We start from the raw sequence: 19,201 nt of genomic DNA on the forward strand, positions 1-19,201 counted from the left end.
GTGATTTCGCGATGACTGCCTCGCCGGTCGGCGTCGTGGTGGCGCTGCTGTCGGAAGCGAAGGCGCTCGGCCTGCGCTCGCCGAAGCCCGGTCTCAACACCGAGCGCGGGCCCGAGCTGCTGATCCACGTTTCGGGGATCGGCGAGGCGGCAGCCCGTGCCGCGGCCGAGGCGCTGGCCGATGCCGGCTGCGCCGCGCTGCTGAGCTTCGGCACCGCCGGTGGCCTGGACCCGGCACTGGCACCGGGCGACGTCGTCTGCCCGAGCCGCGTGCTGTTCATGGACACGCACACGGTCGACATCGATCTCGCCTGGCGCGCGCGCCTTGCAGCCCGCTGCGCCGAGGCCGAGCTCGAACTGGTCGACGGCGCGCTGCTGACCACGCGCCAGACCCTCTTGAACGCCGGGATCAAGTTCCTCGCGCACACGCAAAGCAAGGCGGTGGCGGTGGATCAGGAAAGCTCCGCGGTCGGCGATGTCGCCAATGCCCGCGGCCTGCCGTTCCTTGCGCTGCGCGCGATCGTCGATGACGCCGAAGCGACCTTGCCGCTGGCGGTGATCGACGGAGTCGACGCGTACGGTCGTCCGAAGGCGGCCGTGATGCTCAGCGGCCTGATCAAGGCGCCGTGGCAGATCGGCAAGCTGCCGGGGCTGGCACGCTCGTTCGGTGCCGCGTCCGGCAGCCTGAAGGCGATCTGCAGGGCCGTGCCGGATTTCGCGTTTCAGGCGTAGTCCGGCAATCGACTTTCGCGTCGGGTGAACCCCCGACGCGACCGGTTCAAGCCGCCCGCAACGCCGTCGCGATCTGCATCCGCGCCGCGCGCAGCGCCGGGAAGAAGCCGCCGAGGAAGCCGACGAACAGGCTCAGGATCAGGCCGTTCGCGAGCAGTTGCGGAGTCACGCGGAAGCTGAACGCCACCTGCGTGAAGCCGGCGCCGAGCGTCGACACCGTGTAGCCGTTGAAGAACAGATAGGCGCCGGCGCCGCCGATCAGGCCACCGATCAGTGCCAGGGTCATCGCTTCGGCAATCGTCGCCAGCACCACGACACCGCCGCCGAAGCCGAGTGCGCGCAGCGTCGCGATCTCCACCGTGCGCGCCGCGATCGCCGAGTACATCGTGTTCAGCGCGGCGAACACCGCGCCCAGGCCCATGATCACGCCGACCACCGAGACCAGCACGCCGATGGTCCGCGTGAAGTTGCGCGACTGCGCGGAGAAGTACTCGACCTCCTTCTGGACATCGACCTGCAGGCGCGGATCGGTGGTCAGGCTGTCCTTGAACGCCTCGAACTCCGCCGGATCGTCGAGCTTCACGAGGAGCGACGAATAGCCGTTGCGCCGGAACGCCGACTGCGCGGTCTCGATGTCGACCATCGCTTCCGATTCATGGGCATCGCCGTTGGAGGTGAACGCGCCGACGACGTTCCATTCCGAGCCGCGAATCTGCACTTTCGACCCAACCTCAAGGCCCAGAAACTGCTCCTGCGCTTTCTTGCCGACGATGATTTCCTGCAGGCCCGGCTGGAACGCGCGGCCTTCGACGATCTTGAGTTCCGGCCGCATCGCGAAGCCGGCCGGTCCGACGCCGCGCATCGAGACATTGCTGTCCGTGCCCGAACGCCGCAGCTTGCGCTCGGCGATCACGATGATCTCGCCGGAAGCCAGCGGCTTGCCATCAGCCCCTTTGGCAACCCCGGGCGCCTGCTCGATGACGATGGCCTGATCGCGCGTGAAGAAGCTCGACAGTTCCGAGTTCGAGCCGCCTCTGAGCACGATCGCGCGATCCGGGCTGCCGGTGGCGCGCAGCGTGGCGACCATGCCCTGCGACATCGACTGCAGTGCCGTGATCACGCCGACGACACCGGCCAGGCCGACGACGATGACCAGCGTCGCGCCCCAGCGCGCCGGCACGCTCTTCAGGTTGATGGTGATCAGCTTCAGGGTCTGCGACAGGAATTTCATCAGCGGTCACTCCAATGCCGGTCGTACGGGGACACGCGCCACGCGGACGGCCGATGGAAATCGGGATTCAGACTGCAAACCAGTGCAAGCATCACCGGCCGGCCAGCGCATCGACGATCTGCAGGCGCCGCGCCCGCAGCGCCGGGAAGATGCCGATGGCGAAGGCGAGCAGCAGCATCGTCACCAGTGCCTCGATCCAGACCTTGCCCTGCACCGCCACCGGCGCGCCGCCGAGCACGGCCCCGAGCCCCTTCGCCGCGCCCATCGCCAGGACCATGCCGATGACGCCGCCGAGCAGGCACAGCGCCGGCGCTTCGGCCAGCACCAGCGCGGTGACCTTGCCGTCGCTGAAACCGAGTGTCTTCAGCACCGCGAACTCCGGAATGCGCTCGCGCACCGCCTGGCTCATGGTGTTGCCGGTGACCAGCAGGATGGTGAAGAACACGGCACCCAGAATGGCGGTGACGATCAGGCCGATGTCGCCGATCTGGCGCGCGAAGCCCAGGTTCCAGTCCTTTTCGGTCTGGGTCTTGGTCTCGTCCGGCGAGTTCTCGAACTGCGTGTCGATCGCCTTCGCGATCGCTTCCGACTGGTTCGGATCGGCGACGCGGACGATGTAGACGCCGGCGCCGCCCTGGCCGAACTGCCGGTTCTCGTCGAAGTAGCCGAAGTTCAGGTACATCAGGCTCGAACGGCCCTGCCAGTCATCGTCCTGGCCGTCGAAGATGCCGACGACGTCCCACTCCCAGGCGCGCGAGCCGTCCTTGGTGGTGAAGATGAACGACTTCAGCGGCACCTTGTCGCCGATCTTGAAGCCGAATTTCTCGGCCAGCTTGCGGCCGACGATCGCGCCGGTCTTGGTCCGCACGAAGGCTTCGCGCTGGTCCGGCGGCAGTTTCCATTCCGGATAGCTGTCGAGCAGGCGATCCGGGTCCACCGCGAACTGCGGGAAGAAGTTGCGCTCGTCCTGATAGATGCCGCCGAAGAACTGCGAATAGGCCACGCGCGCGACACCCGGAATCGACTCGATGCGCGGCAGCAGGCTCAGCGGCAGCGGCTGCGTGAAGCTGACCTTGGCCTGCGTGATCAGGCGATTGGCGCCGACGAAATCGGCGCCCGAGTTGAACAGCACGTTCACCGCCTGCAGCAGCCCGAACAGCATGAAGGCCATGATCAGGCTCAGCAGCGTCAGGATCAGGCGGGTCTTCTTGTGGAACAGGCTGGCCCAGACCAGCGGCAGGTATCTCATCGGTGTTCTCCGACAGTGTTTTTGGACGTCTTGTTGGCGAGGCCTCTCGCGGCATGAGCGTCCTGCCATCCCTGGCGCGACGGCGCACTCACGTCCAAACCCCTGCCCGCACATCCCTGTGCGGGCCGCGCTGGCAGGAGACGCGCCATTAAGGCGCCTCTCCTACCAGCGCGCCCTTGTCCATGTGCAGCTGGTGCGAGGCGAACTCCGCCGCCTTCGCGTCATGCGTGACCATGACGATGGTCTTGCCGTGGTCGCGGTTCAGCGTCTGCAGCAGGTTCAGGATTTCATCCGCCGTCTTGCGATCGAGATCGCCGGTCGGCTCGTCGCAGACCAGCAGGGTCGGGTCGGCGACCAGCGCGCGGGCAATCGCCACACGCTGCGCCTGACCGCCGGACAGCTCGTTCGGCTTGTGGCCCGCACGGTCCGCGAGGCCGACCACGGCCAGGGCTGCCGCCACGTTCTTCTTGCGCTGCGCCTTGCTGAGGTTGGTCAGCAGCAGCGGCAGTTCGACATTGGCTTCGGCGGTCAGCACCGGCAGCAGGTTGTAGAACTGGAAGACGAAGCCGACATGGCGCGCACGCCACTTGGCGAGATCGCCGGCAGACAGGGTATCGATGCGCTTGCCGTCGACCATCACTTCGCCGTCGCTGGGCTTGTCGAGCCCGCCGATCAGGTTCAGCAGCGTGGTCTTGCCGGAGCCGGATGGCCCCATCAGCGCCAGGAAATCACCCTGCGCAATGTCCAGATTCAGCTTCTGCAGCACTTCCACCGTCTGCTTGCCGCGCGTGTAGCGCTTGGAAACGCCGCGAATCGATACCAGGGCCGTCATGAGCTGCTCCGAGTGCTGCCGATGAAATGCAAGTGTTGCCGAATGAGTTGCTGAATGGATTCCAGAAGGCCTACGGGGCTTTCCGGATGACGATGCGCGCGCCATCGCCGAGCTTCGCGAGGTCACCGACCGCCAGCGCATCGCCGGCGCTCAGTCCGCCGATCACCGTGTAGTCGCTGCCGGTCTTCGCGCCGAGCTTCACCGCGCGCCGCTCGACCGTCGTGCCCCTGACCAGGAACACCGCGCCCGTGTCGCCGGTGCCGAGCACGGCATCGGCCGGCACCAGCACACCGCTCGGCTTGGGCGCGCCTTCGGCCGGCGCATCGCTCAGGAACGACACGCGGGCGCCCATTTCCGGCAGCACGCGCTCGTCCTTCTCCTTGAACGCGACGCGCACCTTGACCGTCGCCTTGGCCCGGTCCGCGGTCGGAATCACCGCGATCACCGACGCCGGAATGGCCCAGTCCGGATAGGCATTGAGCTTGATCACGGCCGGCTGGCCGGACTTCACCCGGTTGATGAAGTTCTCGTTGACGTCGACTTCCACTTCCAGCGAATCCATGTCGACCACGGTGCCGATGCCGGTGCGGGTGAAGCCGCCACCGGCCGACAGCGGCGACACGATCTCGCCGACCTGCGCCGCCTTCACCGTGATCACGCCGGCAAACGGCGCGCGCACCGTGGTGTCGTCGAGATTGCGCTGCGCCAGTTCGACGCCGCGCTGCGCGACCTCGACGTTGCGCTGCGTCGTCGCCAGCGACGCGCGCAGGCTGTCGAGCGAGGTCTGCGCCACATCCAGTTCCGCCGGGCTGATGAACTTCTGCTCCACCAGCCCCTTCCGGCGCGCGACATCGCGCTCGGCATTCGCCAGATTGACCCGCACCTGCTGCAGCTGCGCCCGCTGCGCCTCGAGCTGCGCCTGCGTCTGGTTCAGCGACGCCCGGATGTTGGTGTCATCGAGCCGCGCGACCACCTGATTGGCCTCCACCCGGCTGCCTTCCTCGATCAACACCTCGGTGACCTTGCCCGTGACCTTGGCCGAGACCGTCGCCGCCCGTCGTGCCACGACGTAACCCGCGGCATCCAGCAGCGAACCACCAGCGGCAGCACCGCTGCCGGCAATCGCCCGCGCCGTCACCACCGTCACCGGCACCCCCGGCGGGGGTGCGAACCAGGCATAGGCGCCGGCGGCCAGCGCGATCAGCAGCACCAGCACCAGCAGCCATTTCAGCCACGGCCGACCACCGCTTTCCGGTTCGTCGCTGCGATCGATACGGAGCTGGTTGAGCAATGCGGCTTTATCGTCCATAACCTGCGAAAGGGGTCAAAAAAAGGTGCAGCTAGCATAGGGAGAAACCGGCCCGTACGCAGGCACCCAGGGCCGGTTTCCACCCGCTTCCAACGGCTTTCAGGATAGGAAATGCGGCCCGAGGGCAGCAGTTTCGTTCGTCACGAAGCCGGGTTGACGTTTGTCACCCCGAGCGCGCGGCAGACATCGCCCATCAGCGCTCGATCGATACCGGTCTGGTGGTGCCTGCCGGGTGCGTTCGCGCTGCCGGCACCGCGGCACGCAGCAAAGCGCTCTGCCCAACCGTCCCGCCGCGCTGGTCGCGGTGGGTGGCTCATTCGACCGGCAGATCGCCGCAGATCGAAGCCTCACCTTTCGTTCACAGCGAAGCGGTCCGTCGGCCGTTCGCCATGCCGGTGAATGCCGATCCGCGCGGCCCGCAAACACACGGCCTGTCACGAGTCTTGCGTTAACATTTGTCAATCAAGCTGAGCGGAGCGGGATCCGCCAACGTTCTTCGGGAACCAGCGTCTGGCGGGGGCCGGGTTGAAAGCAGACAAGCGTATGCCGAGCCGTCGCCTTGCCGCGATTGTCTTCACCGACATCGTCGACTACAGCGCGTTCGTTCATCGCGACGAACTGCTCGGCGAGCGGCTGCTGAACCGGCAGAAGGCGGTGGTGCGCGCCGTGGCGCCGCGCTTCGGGGGCATCGAGGTCAAGACCGGCGGCGACAGCTTCCTGCTCGAATTCGGCAGTGCGCTCGCGGCGGTGCAGGCGGTGATCGCGATCCAGCGCCGGCTGCGCGAGGAGAATGCCCGCGCCGCTGGTGATCCGCCGGTGGTGCTGCGCGCGAGCATCCATCTGGGCGATGTCGAGCATCGCGACAACGATGTCTACGGCGATGGCGTGAACATCGCGGCGCGCCTGCTGCCGCTATCGCCGCAAGGGGGCCTGAGCCTGTCCGGTGCGGTGCTCGGACTGGTGCGGCAGCGCTTCAATCTGGACTGGCGCTCGATCGGCTTTCCGAAGCTGAAGAACATCACGCATCCGGTCGAAGTGTTCGTCGTGGAAGCCGAAGGGCTGGACAGTGACGAAGCGGCCGCCGCCGCGCTGCCGGAAGCCGACAGCGTGGCCGAGGTGGACCGGCGCGCGCGCGGGTACACCATCGCCGCGATCGCGTTCGCGCTGCTGGCCCTGGGCGGCTACTGGTTCGGCGTGCATGGTGCGGCTACGTCATCGGCGCAGGACAGCGCGCGGCCACCGCCGCTGGCGCTTGCCGCTCGGCCGGCATCGCTGGAGAAGCTCGAGCGGGCGTCGATCGCGGTGCTGCCGCTGGTCAACCAGAGCGACGATCCGAACAACGAATACTTTTCCGATGGCCTGACCGAGGAGCTGATCTCCGCCCTCGCGCAGGTGCGCGAGCTGCGCGTGATCGGCCGCAATTCCTCGTTCCAGTTCAAGAATCGCCCGTCCGATGCGCGCGTGGTCGGCGAGATGCTGAAGGTCGGCAACCTGCTGGAAGGCAGCGTCCGCCGGCAGGGCGATCGAGTGCGGATCATCGCGCAGCTGGTCAACGCCGGCGATGGCAGCCAGGTCTGGTCGGAGACGTTCGACCGGCAGATCAAGGACATCTTCGCGGTGCAGGTCGAGATTGCGCAGGCGGTGGCCGAGGCGCTGAAGCTGAAGCTGATCGACAACGAGACGCACAGCGCCTCGCGCGAAGCGAACCTCAACGCCTACAACGCGCTGCTGCTCGGCAATTTCTATTACGAGCGCAACGACCGCGACAACTGGCGCAAGGCGATCGACTACTACGCGCAGGCGACACAGCTCGATCCCGCCTACGCGCTGGCATGGGCCAAGCTGGGCGCGACCTGGGGCCATCTCGCCGGCAACTACATGGCCGGCGACGAGGTGCGCGAGGCCTACGGCAAGGCCCATGCGGCGGTCGAGAAGGCGCTGATGCTCGATCCGGCACTGGCCGAAGGTCATGCCGCGCTCGGCTGGCTGCTGATGATTGCCGACCTCGATCTGGATGGCGCCGAACGCGAACTGCGCCGCGCGGTGGAACTGGCGCCGACCGAGGCGGGCCCCAAGCACCGGCTGGCCTATGTGCTCGGCGCGCTGGGCCGGCTCGATGATGCCGTGACGATGGTGCGGCGCGCATTCCTGCTCGATCCGCTGGGCTTCCGCGGCTACTACTACCTGTCCGTGTTCCAGATGGCGCAGGGCCGTTTCGACGATGCCGACGCCTCGGTGCGCAAGGCACTGGAACTGCAGCCGACCGCCGCAACGCAGTACCAGCATCTGGCGATGATCCAGATCATGCGCGGCCGCCCGGATGCCGCACTGCTCGATGCGCTGCGCGAGCCGGATGACTACTGGCGCGACTACGCGATGGCGCTGGCGCGGCAGAAACTCGGCGACCAGGGCGCGGCCGATGCCAGCCTGCGTCAGTTCATCGATGCCCACACCCACGACGGCGCGTTCCAGATCGCCAGCATCTACGCGCTGCGACAGGAGCCGGACCGCGCGTTCGAATGGCTCGTCAAGTCGCTCGAAATGCGCGACCCGGCCGCGACCGGCGTGCGGCTGGATCCGTTTTTTGCGGCCTACCGCAAGGACCCGCGCTTCATTGCGTTCTGCCGCAAGGCCGGCATCGGCGCAAGCTGACCTTCGAGCGCTCCGCCGCCGGCGCAGTCGCCGGGCTGTAACACTCGCTCCCGATACTTCGCTGATCTGATCGGCATCGGAGCAGTGCCATGGCGAAGGTCGCGAATCCGCAGAAGTCTTCCATCGGTCGTCCTGCCGGCGGCAAGGCCGACAAGGCCGAGCGCACGGAAAAGGTCGTGCACCGCTATCGCACGATCTGGCTGTCCGACATCCATCTCGGCACCGCCGGCTGCAAGGCCGAGTTCCTGACCGACTTCCTGAAGCGCAACGACTGCGAGACGCTGTACCTCGTCGGCGACATCATCGACGGCTGGAAGCTGAAATCCGGCTGGTACTGGCCGCAGGAGCACACCAACGTGGTGCGCAAGATCCTGACCAAGGCCAAGCGCGACACCAAGGTGCTGTACGTGACCGGCAACCACGACGAGTTCCTGCGCAAGTTCGTCGACTACCGGCTCGAGATCGGCAACATCCAGCTGGTCAACGAAGCGATCCACGAGACCGCCGACGGCCGCCGCCTGCTGATCCTGCACGGCGACTACTTCGACGTGATCACCCGTTATCACCGCTGGATCGCGCTGGCCGGCGATCTGGCCTACGAAACGATGATGCACTCGAACTACTGGTTCAACCGCCTGCGCGCGATGGCCGGGCTGCGCTACTGGAGCTTGAGCGCGTTCGCGAAGCAGAAGGTCAAGAACGCGGTCTCGATCGTGTCCAGCTTCGAGGAAGCGGTGGCGCGCGAGTGCAAGCGCCGCGGGCTCGATGGCGTGGTCTGCGGCCACATCCACCATGCCGAGATCCGCACGATCCACGGCGTGGAGTACCACAACTGCGGCGACTGGGTGGAGTCGTGCACGGCGCTCGCCGAGGACTTCAACGGCAAGATCTCGGTGATCCGCTGGGTCGAGATCGACCACCTGAACGAGCGCCCGAACATCGCGCAGCTGAACCGCGCGCCGCAGAAGCTCGCCGTCAACGCCTGATCGCGGACGCAGCGACGGGCGCCAGCACCGTCTCCGGCCGGATCGGGTTCGAGGCTTCCGGCATCGGGCAGCCGCGGTGATCGGCCGTGGCGAAGGTGAACATCGCCTTGCGCGGCAAGGTGCCGACGAACGCTTCGAGTGCCGCCTGCAGCTTCGGCGCCGCTTCCGCGGATGTGGCGAAAAACGCCACCGGTGCCTCGATCGGGATCACCGACGGGTGGTCGAGCGTCAGGTTGCCGAGATGGCACCAGTCGTCCGGAACCATCGGGAACCACTTGGCGTAGATCATCGCCAGCTGCACGTCGTGGGCGTCGATCAGCGGCGCGATCCAGTCCGCAGCATTGGCCGTGGCGTGGCTGCGGGCGATTCGGGCCGGTTCCGAGCCGAGACCCCAGAGGTCGAGCACGTAGTGGTCGCTGTGGTACGAGACGAGGCCCAGATCGTTCACGGCGACCGGCACCCGGGCATAGTCGTGCGCGAAACGGGCCATCTGGTACTGCTGTGAATAGACCTCGGCGGCGGCGGCCGGCGTCAGCAGCGTGGCCTGCATTTCCAGCGATCGGCGACCCGCCAGCACGGTGACGCTGGCAACGGCGGCCGTTGCCAGCCAGCGCCACGGCAGGGGCGTGTGGCCATTGGCACGGACCGGCGCCGGGCGGGTGGTCACCGGGTCGGAAGCCCCGAACAGCGCCCAGATCACGATGGCGATGCAGACCAGCCGCGCGTAATTCTCGTAGCGGCCGAACCAGCCGTATCGCCCCGCGACCGCGTGCGCGCCGACGGTGCCGAGCGCCAGCAAGGCGAGCCACAGGCAGGTGATGACCGGCCTGCGCTGATCGCGCAGCCGCCAGGCCTGCACGGCGAGCAGTGTCAGGGTGGCGAGCAGCATCAGCAGCAGGCTCTGGCCGGCCTTCGACATCGTGGTCATGTCGAGGTTGGTCAGCGTGTTGGCGATGAAGCGCGAGAGGCCACCGCCTTCCAGACCATCGGCCACCAGCTGCGACTTGGTGGCCACCGACGACGGCAGCAGCGGCAGCCCCTGTATCCGCGCGAACAGCGCCCAGCCCGCAAGGCCCAGGCCGATGCCGCCACCGGCCAGCAGCGCCGCGCGCCAGCGCCGGACCGCGATCAGCAGCAGGATCGCGACGCCGGACAAGGCCAGCCCTTCGAACCGGATCAGCGGGCACAGGATGATCAGCAGTACCAGCAGGCGCGGCAGCAGATCACGCTCCAGCAACTGCACGCAGCCGGCGATGATGCCGATCGACAACGCAATGTGCAGCGAATGCTCGAGCCCGGTGAAGACGATGCCGAACAGGTTCAGCGCGCCGCCCAGCATCACGATGAAAGCGGCTTGAAACGCGGGATTCATTAATTGCGAACGCAGCGCCGAGGGAGCCGGAGGCACGGTCCCGGACGACATCGCCGCCAAGCCGGCGAGGTACCACAGCGACACGAGGGTCGCCGCCAGGCACAGCAGCAGCGGAACGTAGGCATGCACCGCGGTGCCGGCAAACGGTGCCAGCAGGAACGGAAACAGGATCGAGGAGCTCGGCGCCGCCGGTTCGCCGATATTGACGCCGTAACCGCCGCGGGCGATCAGCTCGCTGACACGGAGGTGGATGTAAGGGTCGTCCAGCGAATAGCGCAGGTCGCCGGTCTGCAGCACGATCAGCGTGCCCAGCAGGCCCATGATCGTCATGCCAGCCGCCGTGGTCAGCACGAACACAGTGCTGCGGTGGGTCTTCAAGGCAGTCGCTCGTCCAGCATCGTGGCGTGAAAGTGTAGGGGGGCCGCGAAGCGCCCGATTCCGACCGTTTGCCGATCAGCCGCAATACTGTGACGTAGTTCACAGGGACTGCGGACGACTTGTGATCGTGTCGGATTCATCGCCGAGCGCGAGCGCGCAGACGACTCGCATCCCACGAAGGCTTACGGCGCTGGCGTGCTCGCCAGTGCGGCACAGGCCTCGGCTTGCGGCTGATGCGCGATCAGGCGATCACCGTCGATCCGCCAGGGTGACTTGCAGCGCAGGACCTGCGCAATTACATCGGGTGAGCGCGTCTCGTAGTGCAGATCCCACACTTCCGCATTCGACGGCTCGGCACCGCCTGTGACGACGACATGGCGCACACCAGGATCAAACGCGGCAGACCAGCGTGGGCCGCTGTCGCGGGTACGCAGAACGGCCAGTGTCTGGCCGCTAACCAGATCCCAGACCCGGGTCGATCGGTCGTTGCTGGCGCTGACCACGAACGCGCCGTCGTGACTGAAGGCCGCGCCGTAGCTGGCTGAGGTGTGTCCGATCATTCGATCGAACTGGCCAGTGGACCATCGCCACAGCAACAGTTCGCCGGTGGAGCCCGACAGCAATACCTGTTTGCCGTCAGGGCTCAGTGTGCCGTGGCGGAAGCCGCCGGGTCCGGCCAGCGGTTCGTCAACGCGGGTCAGCAAGAGGCCCGTCTGGGCGTCCCAGACTCTCGCCGTGGCGTCGACACCGGCAGTGACGATGCGGCGGTCGCCGTCGACGAAAAACGCCGTCGGGACCACGCCGGCGTGGCCTTCGAGCGCCAGCAGCGCCTTTCCGGTGAGGCCATCGAATACGCGGGGCACGCCATCGAGACCGGTGGTCACGAGCTTCCGGCCATCAGCGCTGAAATGGCCGTCGACGGCGGGTGCAGTCGGGCCTTCCAGCCGCGCGATGAGGCCGCCGTCGGCCACGTGCCATAGCCGGGGTTCGGTCCCGGCCACGGTCAGCAGGCGGCTGCCGTCCGGGCTGAACGCAAGACGGCGGACGAAACGGTTGTGACCATCAAGCACGGCGCGCAGCGCGCCGGTTTCGACCTCCCAGAGGCGAGCACTGAGATCATCGCTGCCGGTGGCCACGGTCCGGCCATCTGGGCTGAACCGTGCGTAATTGACGGTCTTGGTGTGGCCGCGCAGCACGTGCAGCAAGGTTCCATCGGCAGCGTTCCACAGCCGGGCGGTGCCGTCGCTGCCCGCGGTGACCAGGACGTTTCCGTCCGGACTGTAGCCGCCGGCAAAGGTCTCGAACTCACTACCGGGCGTGATCGGCGCATCGTGCGGAAGACGCAGCGCTGGCGTCGTGTGGAAGCGCGTGGCGTCCCACAGCACAACGGCGCCGCCGATGCCTGCCGTGACCACGCGCTCGCCATCAGGGCTGAAGTGAATCTCGTTGACTTCGCCGTTGTGCCCCTCCAGGGTCGCGATCATCCGCCGCTCGTCGATATCCCAAAGTCCCAGGCGCACCCGGTCGAGCCGGGCGATCAGCCACCGGCCGGCAGGATTCATGTCGCTTTTGCCGTTGGCGGGACAGTCACAGGTTGTGTGCAGCAACTGGTCGCCGCTCGCGAGATCCCAAACCGTGGTTCCGTCGGCTGCTTGCGTCATCAGTCGACGTCCGTCGGCCGACAACACATAGCGGCTGATTTTTCCGTCATGGCCACCGTAGGCATCGAGCAATGTGCCACGCTGACCCTCGTAGAGCTTGATCTTGCCCTTCTCATCGCTAGCGAGGATCCTGTCATCGTCGAGGCTGAGCGCGGCGAGACTCGTTCCCAGGCGACTGTCAACCTTGAGCAAAGGCCGGCCATCGGCGACACGCCAGATGCTGATGCGGGATTCGGCATCGGTGATCACCAGACGCTCGCCATCGGCGCTGAACGATGCGGTGCCGACCCCGTTGACGGGTGCGGTCCACAGTCGCTCGCCGGTTTCGGTCTGATAGATCGACGCACGGCCGTTGCTGTCGATCAATGTCACGCGGTGGCCATTCGGTGAAAAGCTGCGAAACGCGGAGCCAAACTTGGTCGCGCTGGCACGCGCGTCCAGCTGCAACAGGAGACGGCCAGACGTCAGTTCGTACAGTTCGCTCTTGTCTGCTTCTTCGTTGAAAGGACGCTTGCCGCCAACGAGCAGAAACCGACCGTCACGGGAGGCCGTGGTGCCTAAATACTCAAACAGGTTCCCACTTCCCAGCGTCGCCTGTAGCTGGCCGGACGCCGCATCCCAAACTTTGACGTTGCCCCAGACGCTCAAGACGCGTTGGCTGTCGCGAAGCCAGCCGACACCGCCGGCCGCCTCATTGTCCTGATGAATGCGGATCGGCGAGAGCGGATCGACTTGTGCCATCGCCATGCCCAACAGCAGCCGAAGCGCGCGCGTGTCGTAGCCTTGGCTATAGGCCGCATTCAAGAACGTGGCAGCACTGGCAGGCTTGTTTGCCAGCAAGGCCTGTCGACCGGATTCGAACCAGCGGTCCAGTTGCGCCTGTCTCGCTTTCTCGGCCCGTTGTGCCTGCTCGATCTGCCAAAGCCCCGCGATACCGGCGATCAACGCCAGACTTCCTGCCGCGATCCGCAGTCGCCGCCAGAACTGCCGACGCCGCTCGCGCTGACGCAGTTCGTCATACGGCACATCCAGCAGGCCGGCGATCAGCTTCAGACGCGCTTCGGCCCGGCCGTCGCCGGAGCGACGCGCATCGGCGGCGATCGGCTCGACTGGCGTATCGCTGATCACGCCGTCGGCCGCCACGTGGCGCCGCAGCGCCAGTGGAAAGCATTCTTGTGCCGGATCATGGCCACCCGATGCTCCGGGCTCGCCGTCGATGATCAGCGCCAGCACCCGGTCGCTGCGGCCCAGTGACTTGAAGTACCGCACTTCCTCGTTGACCCAGCGCGACGCGGCCGAGCGCGGCGAGCAGATGACGATCTGATAGCGCGACTGACGCAGCGCTTCGTTGATCACGCCGCCCAGTTCGGCGGAACTCGACAGTTCATCGCGATCCCTGAAGATCGGGAACAGCTTGCGCGGCAGCACGCCGGCACCGGTATCGCGGCCGACCAGATGGCGCGGCACGACGTAAGCTTCAAGCGACCGGTGCAGCCAAAGCGCCCACTCGGAATCCTGGTGGCTGTAGCTGATGAAGGCCCAGTACTTGAACGGCGCTGCGGTCACGGAACTTCCTGGGCGCGGACTATCGAAAGGGGCAGCGGATCATCCTGCACGGCCCGAGCGAATTCGCCTTCATTGTGCTGTCAGGCGTTGCAGGATCAAAGCCTTAACTGCGTTACGTAAATCGATTTCAAACACGCGCAAAGTGCTCGGCCCGCAGGTGCTGATGCGAGCCTCGACATCGCGACGTCGCAGTGCCGTGTGGGGCGGCGCGCGGGACGGAGGCGAACGCGACCGCCGTGCGATCTCTCCCGATCCGTCGCCGGGTTCGACCGTACGCACGCTGCTGTCCCGTCCTTGCGTGAATGACGCGGCATTCGACGGCGGCAGCCGGCTTTGCGTCCTCGTGCCCGTCGCATCGGCCCAGAGTTCGAATCGGAACGGTCAGCAATGTCGAAGGATCGGCAAGGCCGCGGCAGTCTCGGCAGTGCTTCGTTGCCGCGTTGGCGACATCCGCAAGGTCGGCGGCGTGCCCGCTGCCGATGGCATCGGCCGCGGCGGCTGATTTGCCTGTCCGCGTCGCCGATGGCGTGAGGTCCGATGTGTCCGTTGGCTGTTCCCGCAACGGAAAGGTCGTAGTGGTCTGGGCGACCGGGCGTCAGCGCCTGGCGGCGCTACGGCAGCGATGCCTCGCCAGTGGACGAGGGCTTCTGATGATGCGTCGTGCCGCACCACATCGGCACGCTTGATGGCGCGCCGCTACCGCGCAGACGGTGTGCCGACCGGCTCGACACGCGTCGTCGAGACGGCCACTAGCCGGGCGCTGTAGTCGCGATCGATGGCGGCGGCCATGTCGTCGTCGCGTTGACGCAGCACGTCGGCACCGAGCTTGCCGCCATCCGTCCGCGACCGCGCGTCGAAGCGCCGTGAGGCCACGCGGCCCGCTGTCTGACGATCAGCGCCAGACAGCAGGCCGCCATCGAGGGCCGTGGCGGGTCGATCAGGCCTTGCCGCTCAACTGCGCGACGATGCCCGGGTTCTCAAGCGTCGAGATGTCCTGCGTGATCTCTTCGCCCTTGGCGATCGAGCGCAGCAGCCGGCGCATGATCTTGCCGCTGCGGGTCTTCGGCAGGCCGTCGGCCAGACGGATGTCGTCCGGCTTCGCGATCGGGCCGATCTCCTTCGCCACGTGCTCGCGCAGTTCCTTGATCAGCGCATCGGCTTCGGCACCGATCGGGCGCGTGCCCTTGCAGATGACGAACGCGCAGATCGCTTCACCCTTGATCTCGTGCGGACGGCCAACGACGGCGGCTTCCGCCACCCGCGGATGCGACACCAGCGCCGATTCCACTTCCATCGTGCCGAGGCGGTGGCCAGAGACGTTCAGCACGTCGTCGACACGGCCGAGAATCCAGTAGTAGCCGTCTTCGTCGCGGTGCGTGGAGTCGCCGGCAACGTACAGCAGCGAGCCGTCCGGGCGAGGCGGGAACTGGCCGAAGTAGGCCTTCTTATAGCGCTCGTTGTCGCCCCAGATCGTCCGCAGCATCGACGGCCACGGCTTGGTCATGACCAGATAGCCGCCGGCGGTCTTGCCCTGCACCGGATCGCCCAGCTCGTCGACGACATCGGCGAACAGGCCCGGCAGCGGCTGCGTGCACGAACCCGGCTTGGTCGCCATCGCGCCCGGGATCGGGCTCATCATGATGCTGCCGGTTTCGGTCTGCCACCAGGTATCGACGATCGGCAGCTCGCCCTTGCCGATGACCCGGTGGTACCACATCCAGGCTTCCGGATTGATCGGTTCGCCAACGCTGCCGAGCAGGCGCAGCTTGCTTAGATCGTACTTGTTCGGGAATTCCTCGCCGGACTTCATCAGCGCGCGGATCGCGGTCGGCGCGGTGTAGAAGATGGTCACGCCGTGGTCCTGGCAGATCTTCCAGAAGCGGCCGGCATCGGGAACCGTCGGCACGCCTTCGTAGATCATCACCGTGGCGCCGTTGGCCAGCGGGCCGTAGGTCACGTAGCTGTGGCCGGTGATCCAGCCGACGTCGGCGGTACACCAGAACAGGTCGTCTTCCCTCAGGTCGAACACCCACTGCGCGGACTTCATCGCGCCGAGCAGATAGCCGCCGGTGCAGTGCTGGATGCCCTTCGGCTTGCCGGTGGAACCCGAGGTGTAGAGCAGGAACAGCGGATGCTCGGCCTCGACCATCACCGGCTCGCAGGTGGCCGGCAGGTTCGCCGTCAGCTCGTGCAGCCAGACATCGCGGCCGGCGGTCATGCCGACGCTGTTGCTGGTGCGCTTGGCGACGATCACCTTCTCGATGTTCGGGCAGCCGAGCGCGAGGGCATCGTCGACGCCCTTCTTCAGCTCGATGAAGTTGCCGCCGCGCTGGTTGCCGTCGGCGGTGATGACCACGCGGGCGCCGGTATCCTCGATGCGGTCGCGCAGCGCGGTGGCCGAGAAGCCGCCGAACACCACCGAATGGATCAGGCCCAAGCGGGCGCAGGCCAGCATCGCGATCACGGCTTCGGCGGAATGCGGCAGATACAAGGTCACGCGGTCGCCCTTGACCAGCCCGAGGCTGTTCAGGCCGTTGGCCAGCTTGCAGACCTCGCTGTGCAGTTCGCGATACGTGTAATGGCGCGTGTCACCTTTTTCGCCCTCGTAACGGATGGCGATCTTGTCGCCCTTGGTCGCGAGGTGGCGGTCGAGGCAGTTGTAGGACGCGTTGAGCGTGCCGTCGTGGAACCAGCGGTAGTTCGGCGCGTTCGACTCGTCGAGCACGGTCTGGAACGGCGTGGCCCAGCTCAGTTCCTCGCGCGCGAACCTGCCCCAGAAACCGCGGAAATCGGCCGCTGCGTCGGCGCGCAGCTGGCTCAGCTGTTCGGCGTTGACCCGCGTCTTGGCCACGAACGCCGCCGATGGCGGGAACAGGCGGGTTTCGGTCAGCACGGACTGGAAGTTGTCGCTGCTCATGGTTTTTTCATCCTCGTTGTCGTGGCTCCTTGTCTGGAGCGTCTCCTCCGGCCGGAGTGTGCCAGCCTCGGCACACCCCCATGGGCGGTGTCGCGCTCAAGCAAACATCGCGCCCGGTCCTGCAGGCTGCTTGCAAACGCCTTCGGCCCGCGGATTTCGCCGCGGGCCGAGGGGGTGTATCAGTGGCTTGATGCGCCGGTTGCGCCGTATCCGGTTTCGGCTCGGACCAGCTGTTCGATGTATCGAGATTTCTCGACCCTGGCTCTCGCACTGTTGTCGGTGACCGAGCCCAGCCAGCAGCCGACGAAGGCCAGTGTCATCGAGAAGATCGCCGGGGCGTCGTACGGGAAGATCGGCGTTGCATGGCCGAGCACCTTCACCCAGACCGCCGGGCCAAGCACGGTCAGGCTCACGGCCGACACCAGCCCGAGGCTGCCGCCGATCAGCGCGCCGCGCGTGGTCAGGCCGCGCCAGACCATCGACAGCAGCAGGATCGGGAAATTGGCGCTGGCGGCGATCGCGAAGGCCAGCCCGACCATGAAGGCGACGTTCTGCTTCTCGAACACGATGCCGAGCACGATGGCGAGGATGCCGAGCGCGACGGTGGCGTATTTGGAGACGCGGATCTCGTCCTTCTCGTTGGCCTTGCCGCGCTTGAACACGTGGGCGTAGAGATCGTTCGACACTGCCGTGGCACCGGACAACGTCAGACCTGCGACCACGGCGAGGATGGTCGCGAAGGCCACGGCCGAGATGAAGCCCAAGAACACGTCGCCGCCGACCGCATGGGCGAGGTGGATCGCCGCCATGTTGCTGCCGCCGCGCAGGCCCTTGTCGTCCAGATAGAAGCTGTTGGTGCCGACCAGCACGATGGCGCCGAAACCGATGATGAAGGTCAGGATGTAGAAGTAGCCGATGAAACCGGTCGCGTAGAACACGCTCTTGCGGGCTTCGGCGGCGTTCTTGACGGTGAAGAAGCGCATCAGGATGTGCGGCAATCCAGCCGTGCCGAACATCAGCGCCAAGCCGAGCGAGATCGCCGAAATCGGGTCCTTGACCAGCTTGCCCGGCGCCATGATCGCGATGCCGTCCTTGTGCGCGGCGGTGGCCTGTTCGAACAGCGCTTCGACCGAGAAGCCGACATGGCGCATGACCATGAACGCCATGAAGCTGGCGCCGCCGAGCAGCAGCATCGCCTTGATGATCTGCACCCAGGTGGTCGCCAGCATGCCGCCGAAGGTCACGTAGACGATCATCAGCACGCCGACCAGCACCACGGCGACGTTGTAGTCGAGCCCGAACAGCAGCTTGATCAGCTGACCGGCGCCCACCATCTGGGCGATCAGGTAGAAGGCGACGGTGATCAAGGTGCCGGCGGCGGCCAGCTTGCGGATCGCCAGCTGATCCAGCCGGTAGCTGGCGACATCGGCAAAGGTGAACTTGCCGAGATTCCGCAGGCGCTCGGCGATCAGGAACATGATCACCGGCCAGCCGACGAGGAAGCCGATCGAGTAGATCAGGCCGTCGAAGCCGGACCCGAACACCAGTGCCGAGATGCCGAGGAAGCTCGCGGCGCTCATGTAGTCGCCGGCGATCGCCAGCCCGTTCTGGAAGCCGGTGATGCCACCGCCGGCGGTGTAGAAATCGGCGCGCGACTGGGTCCGGCGCGCCGCCCAGTAGGTGATGCCGAGCGTCAGCGCCACGAAGGCGACGAACATCAGGATCGCCGTGACGTTCAGCGGCTGCTTTGCGGCCTGGCCTTCGAGGGCGGCGGCGATGCTGGCCAGCGGCGCGGACAGCAGCGCGATGCCAGCGACGGTCTTGCGGATCAGCGGCAGGCTCATGACTGGGCGCTCCGGATCGCGGTGGCGGTCAGGCGGTCGAACTCGCCGTTGGCGCGGCTGACGTAGACGCCGGTCAGCGCGATCGCGGAAACGATCACGCCGAGGCCCAGCGGAATGCCGAGGGTGATGACGCCATCGATTGGGGTGGCCAGCCAGCCCGGCGCGAACGCAATCGCGACGATGAAGCCGTAATAGATCACCAGCATCATCACGGTCAGGATCGCCGAGAAGCGCCGCCGCTTGGCGCGAAGCTCCGCGAATGCCGGGCTTTCGAGAATGCGCCGGATTTCCGGTGCGACCGCGACCTCGTTCGACGGATCGCTGCCGTCGCGGGTCTGATTCTGGGTTGTCATGGTGTCTCCTCGCACGTGCATCGTGGGTACCCCGATGCTGTTGACGCAGCCTATCGGGCAGCGCCGTGAGGCTCCATCCGACGTTGGTCTAAACACGGTGTCCCGGCCGCTTCGACTTTG

General features: G+C 66.5%; 14 protein-coding genes. 4 read left to right on the top strand and 10 right to left on the bottom strand.

What is annotated here, in order from left to right:
- The first annotated feature begins 11 nt into the window (after nt 1-11).
- Nucleotides 12-731, top strand: coding sequence for a hypothetical protein (locus tag QZ951_RS04230; protein ID WP_292998884.1), 720 nt, complete (start codon nt 12-14; stop codon nt 729-731).
- 46 nt (nt 732-777) lie between these two features.
- Here QZ951_RS04230 and QZ951_RS04235 read toward each other — a convergent pair whose 3' ends face one another.
- The 4 genes from QZ951_RS04235 to QZ951_RS04250 form a co-directional block, all read right to left on the bottom strand.
- Nucleotides 778-1,962: an ABC transporter permease gene (locus tag QZ951_RS04235; RefSeq protein WP_292998885.1), complete on the bottom strand. Its 1,185-nt coding sequence runs from the start codon at nt 1,960-1,962 to the stop codon at nt 778-780.
- Nucleotides 1,963-2,053: 91 nt separating this feature from the next.
- A complete protein-coding gene (locus tag QZ951_RS04240) occupies nt 2,054-3,211 on the bottom strand; it encodes an FtsX-like permease family protein (protein WP_292998887.1) in 1,158 nt (385 codons plus the stop codon).
- Nucleotides 3,212-3,359: 148 nt separating this feature from the next.
- The gene (locus QZ951_RS04245; RefSeq protein ID WP_292998889.1) at nt 3,360-4,043 is read right to left on the bottom strand and encodes an ABC transporter ATP-binding protein; all 684 of its coding nucleotides are present in this window, start codon (nt 4,041-4,043) and stop codon (nt 3,360-3,362) included.
- A 70-nt stretch (nt 4,044-4,113) separates the two neighbouring features.
- Nucleotides 4,114-5,334 carry an efflux RND transporter periplasmic adaptor subunit gene (locus QZ951_RS04250; protein WP_292998891.1) on the bottom strand — a complete coding sequence of 407 codons (1,221 nt, stop codon included), beginning with the start codon at nt 5,332-5,334 and terminating at the stop codon, nt 4,114-4,116.
- A 561-nt stretch (nt 5,335-5,895) separates the two neighbouring features.
- On the opposite strand from QZ951_RS04250, the gene QZ951_RS04255 reads away from it, so the two are divergent.
- Entirely contained in the window at nt 5,896-8,004 is a 2,109-nt protein-coding gene (locus tag QZ951_RS04255; protein WP_292998892.1) for an adenylate/guanylate cyclase domain-containing protein, read from the top strand.
- An 89-nt stretch (nt 8,005-8,093) separates the two neighbouring features.
- The gene (locus tag QZ951_RS04260; RefSeq protein ID WP_292998894.1) at nt 8,094-8,990 is read left to right on the top strand and encodes a UDP-2,3-diacylglucosamine diphosphatase; all 897 of its coding nucleotides are present in this window, start codon (nt 8,094-8,096) and stop codon (nt 8,988-8,990) included.
- On the opposite strand, the gene QZ951_RS04265 is transcribed toward QZ951_RS04260, so the two are convergent.
- Together QZ951_RS04265 and QZ951_RS04270 are read right to left on the bottom strand one after the other, a co-directional pair.
- A complete protein-coding gene (locus tag QZ951_RS04265; RefSeq protein ID WP_292998895.1) occupies nt 8,980-10,740 on the bottom strand; it encodes a hypothetical protein in 1,761 nt (586 codons plus the stop codon). The genes QZ951_RS04260 and QZ951_RS04265 overlap by 11 nt on opposite strands.
- Before the next feature lie 182 nt (nt 10,741-10,922).
- Complete coding sequence (locus QZ951_RS04270; RefSeq protein WP_292998896.1) at nt 10,923-13,967, bottom strand: TIR domain-containing protein; 3,045 nt, start codon at nt 13,965-13,967, stop codon at nt 10,923-10,925.
- Here QZ951_RS04270 and QZ951_RS04275 point away from each other — a divergent pair.
- Nucleotides 13,933-14,469, top strand: a complete 537-nt coding sequence (locus QZ951_RS04275) for a hypothetical protein (RefSeq protein ID WP_292998898.1) — start codon at nt 13,933-13,935, stop codon at nt 14,467-14,469. The genes QZ951_RS04270 and QZ951_RS04275 overlap by 35 nt on opposite strands.
- Before the next feature lie 194 nt (nt 14,470-14,663).
- Here QZ951_RS04275 and QZ951_RS04280 read toward each other — a convergent pair whose 3' ends face one another.
- From QZ951_RS04280 to QZ951_RS04295, 4 genes are all read right to left on the bottom strand, one after another.
- A complete protein-coding gene (locus QZ951_RS04280) occupies nt 14,664-14,840 on the bottom strand; it encodes a hypothetical protein (protein WP_292998900.1) in 177 nt (58 codons plus the stop codon).
- Nucleotides 14,841-14,904: 64 nt separating this feature from the next.
- On the bottom strand, nt 14,905-16,884 hold the full coding sequence (gene acs, locus QZ951_RS04285; protein WP_292998902.1) for an acetate--CoA ligase: 1,980 nt from the start codon (nt 16,882-16,884) through the stop codon (nt 14,905-14,907).
- A 179-nt stretch (nt 16,885-17,063) separates the two neighbouring features.
- Nucleotides 17,064-18,728, bottom strand: a complete 1,665-nt coding sequence (locus tag QZ951_RS04290) for a cation acetate symporter (RefSeq protein WP_292998903.1) — start codon at nt 18,726-18,728, stop codon at nt 17,064-17,066.
- Nucleotides 18,725-19,081 carry a DUF485 domain-containing protein gene (locus QZ951_RS04295; protein ID WP_292998904.1) on the bottom strand — a complete coding sequence of 119 codons (357 nt, stop codon included), beginning with the start codon at nt 19,079-19,081 and terminating at the stop codon, nt 18,725-18,727. The genes QZ951_RS04290 and QZ951_RS04295 overlap by 4 nt, the downstream gene beginning before the upstream one ends.
- Nucleotides 19,082-19,201: the final 120 nt, after the last annotated feature.

The sequence above is a fragment of the Nevskia sp. genome, from assembly GCF_021732705.1.
GTDB lineage: Bacteria > Pseudomonadota > Gammaproteobacteria > Nevskiales > Nevskiaceae > Nevskia.

What these genes read in the sequence shown, in the direction of transcription:
- QZ951_RS04230 (WP_292998884.1), top strand. Translation starts at nt 12, where the DNA reads ATGACTGCCTCGCCGGTCGGCGTCGTGGTGGCGCTGCTGTCGGAAGCG.
- QZ951_RS04235 (WP_292998885.1), bottom strand. Translation starts at nt 1,962, where the DNA reads ATGAAATTCCTGTCGCAGACCCTGAAGCTGATCACCATCAACCTGAAG.
- QZ951_RS04240 (WP_292998887.1), bottom strand. Translation starts at nt 3,211, where the DNA reads ATGAGATACCTGCCGCTGGTCTGGGCCAGCCTGTTCCACAAGAAGACC.
- QZ951_RS04245 (WP_292998889.1), bottom strand. Translation starts at nt 4,043, where the DNA reads ATGACGGCCCTGGTATCGATTCGCGGCGTTTCCAAGCGCTACACGCGC.
- QZ951_RS04255 (WP_292998892.1), top strand. Translation starts at nt 5,896, where the DNA reads ATGCCGAGCCGTCGCCTTGCCGCGATTGTCTTCACCGACATCGTCGAC.
- QZ951_RS04260 (WP_292998894.1), top strand. Translation starts at nt 8,094, where the DNA reads ATGGCGAAGGTCGCGAATCCGCAGAAGTCTTCCATCGGTCGTCCTGCC.
- QZ951_RS04275 (WP_292998898.1), top strand. Translation starts at nt 13,933, where the DNA reads ATGAAGGCCCAGTACTTGAACGGCGCTGCGGTCACGGAACTTCCTGGG.
- acs (WP_292998902.1), bottom strand. Translation starts at nt 16,884, where the DNA reads ATGAGCAGCGACAACTTCCAGTCCGTGCTGACCGAAACCCGCCTGTTC.
- QZ951_RS04290 (WP_292998903.1), bottom strand. Translation starts at nt 18,728, where the DNA reads ATGAGCCTGCCGCTGATCCGCAAGACCGTCGCTGGCATCGCGCTGCTG.
- QZ951_RS04295 (WP_292998904.1), bottom strand. Translation starts at nt 19,081, where the DNA reads ATGACAACCCAGAATCAGACCCGCGACGGCAGCGATCCGTCGAACGAG.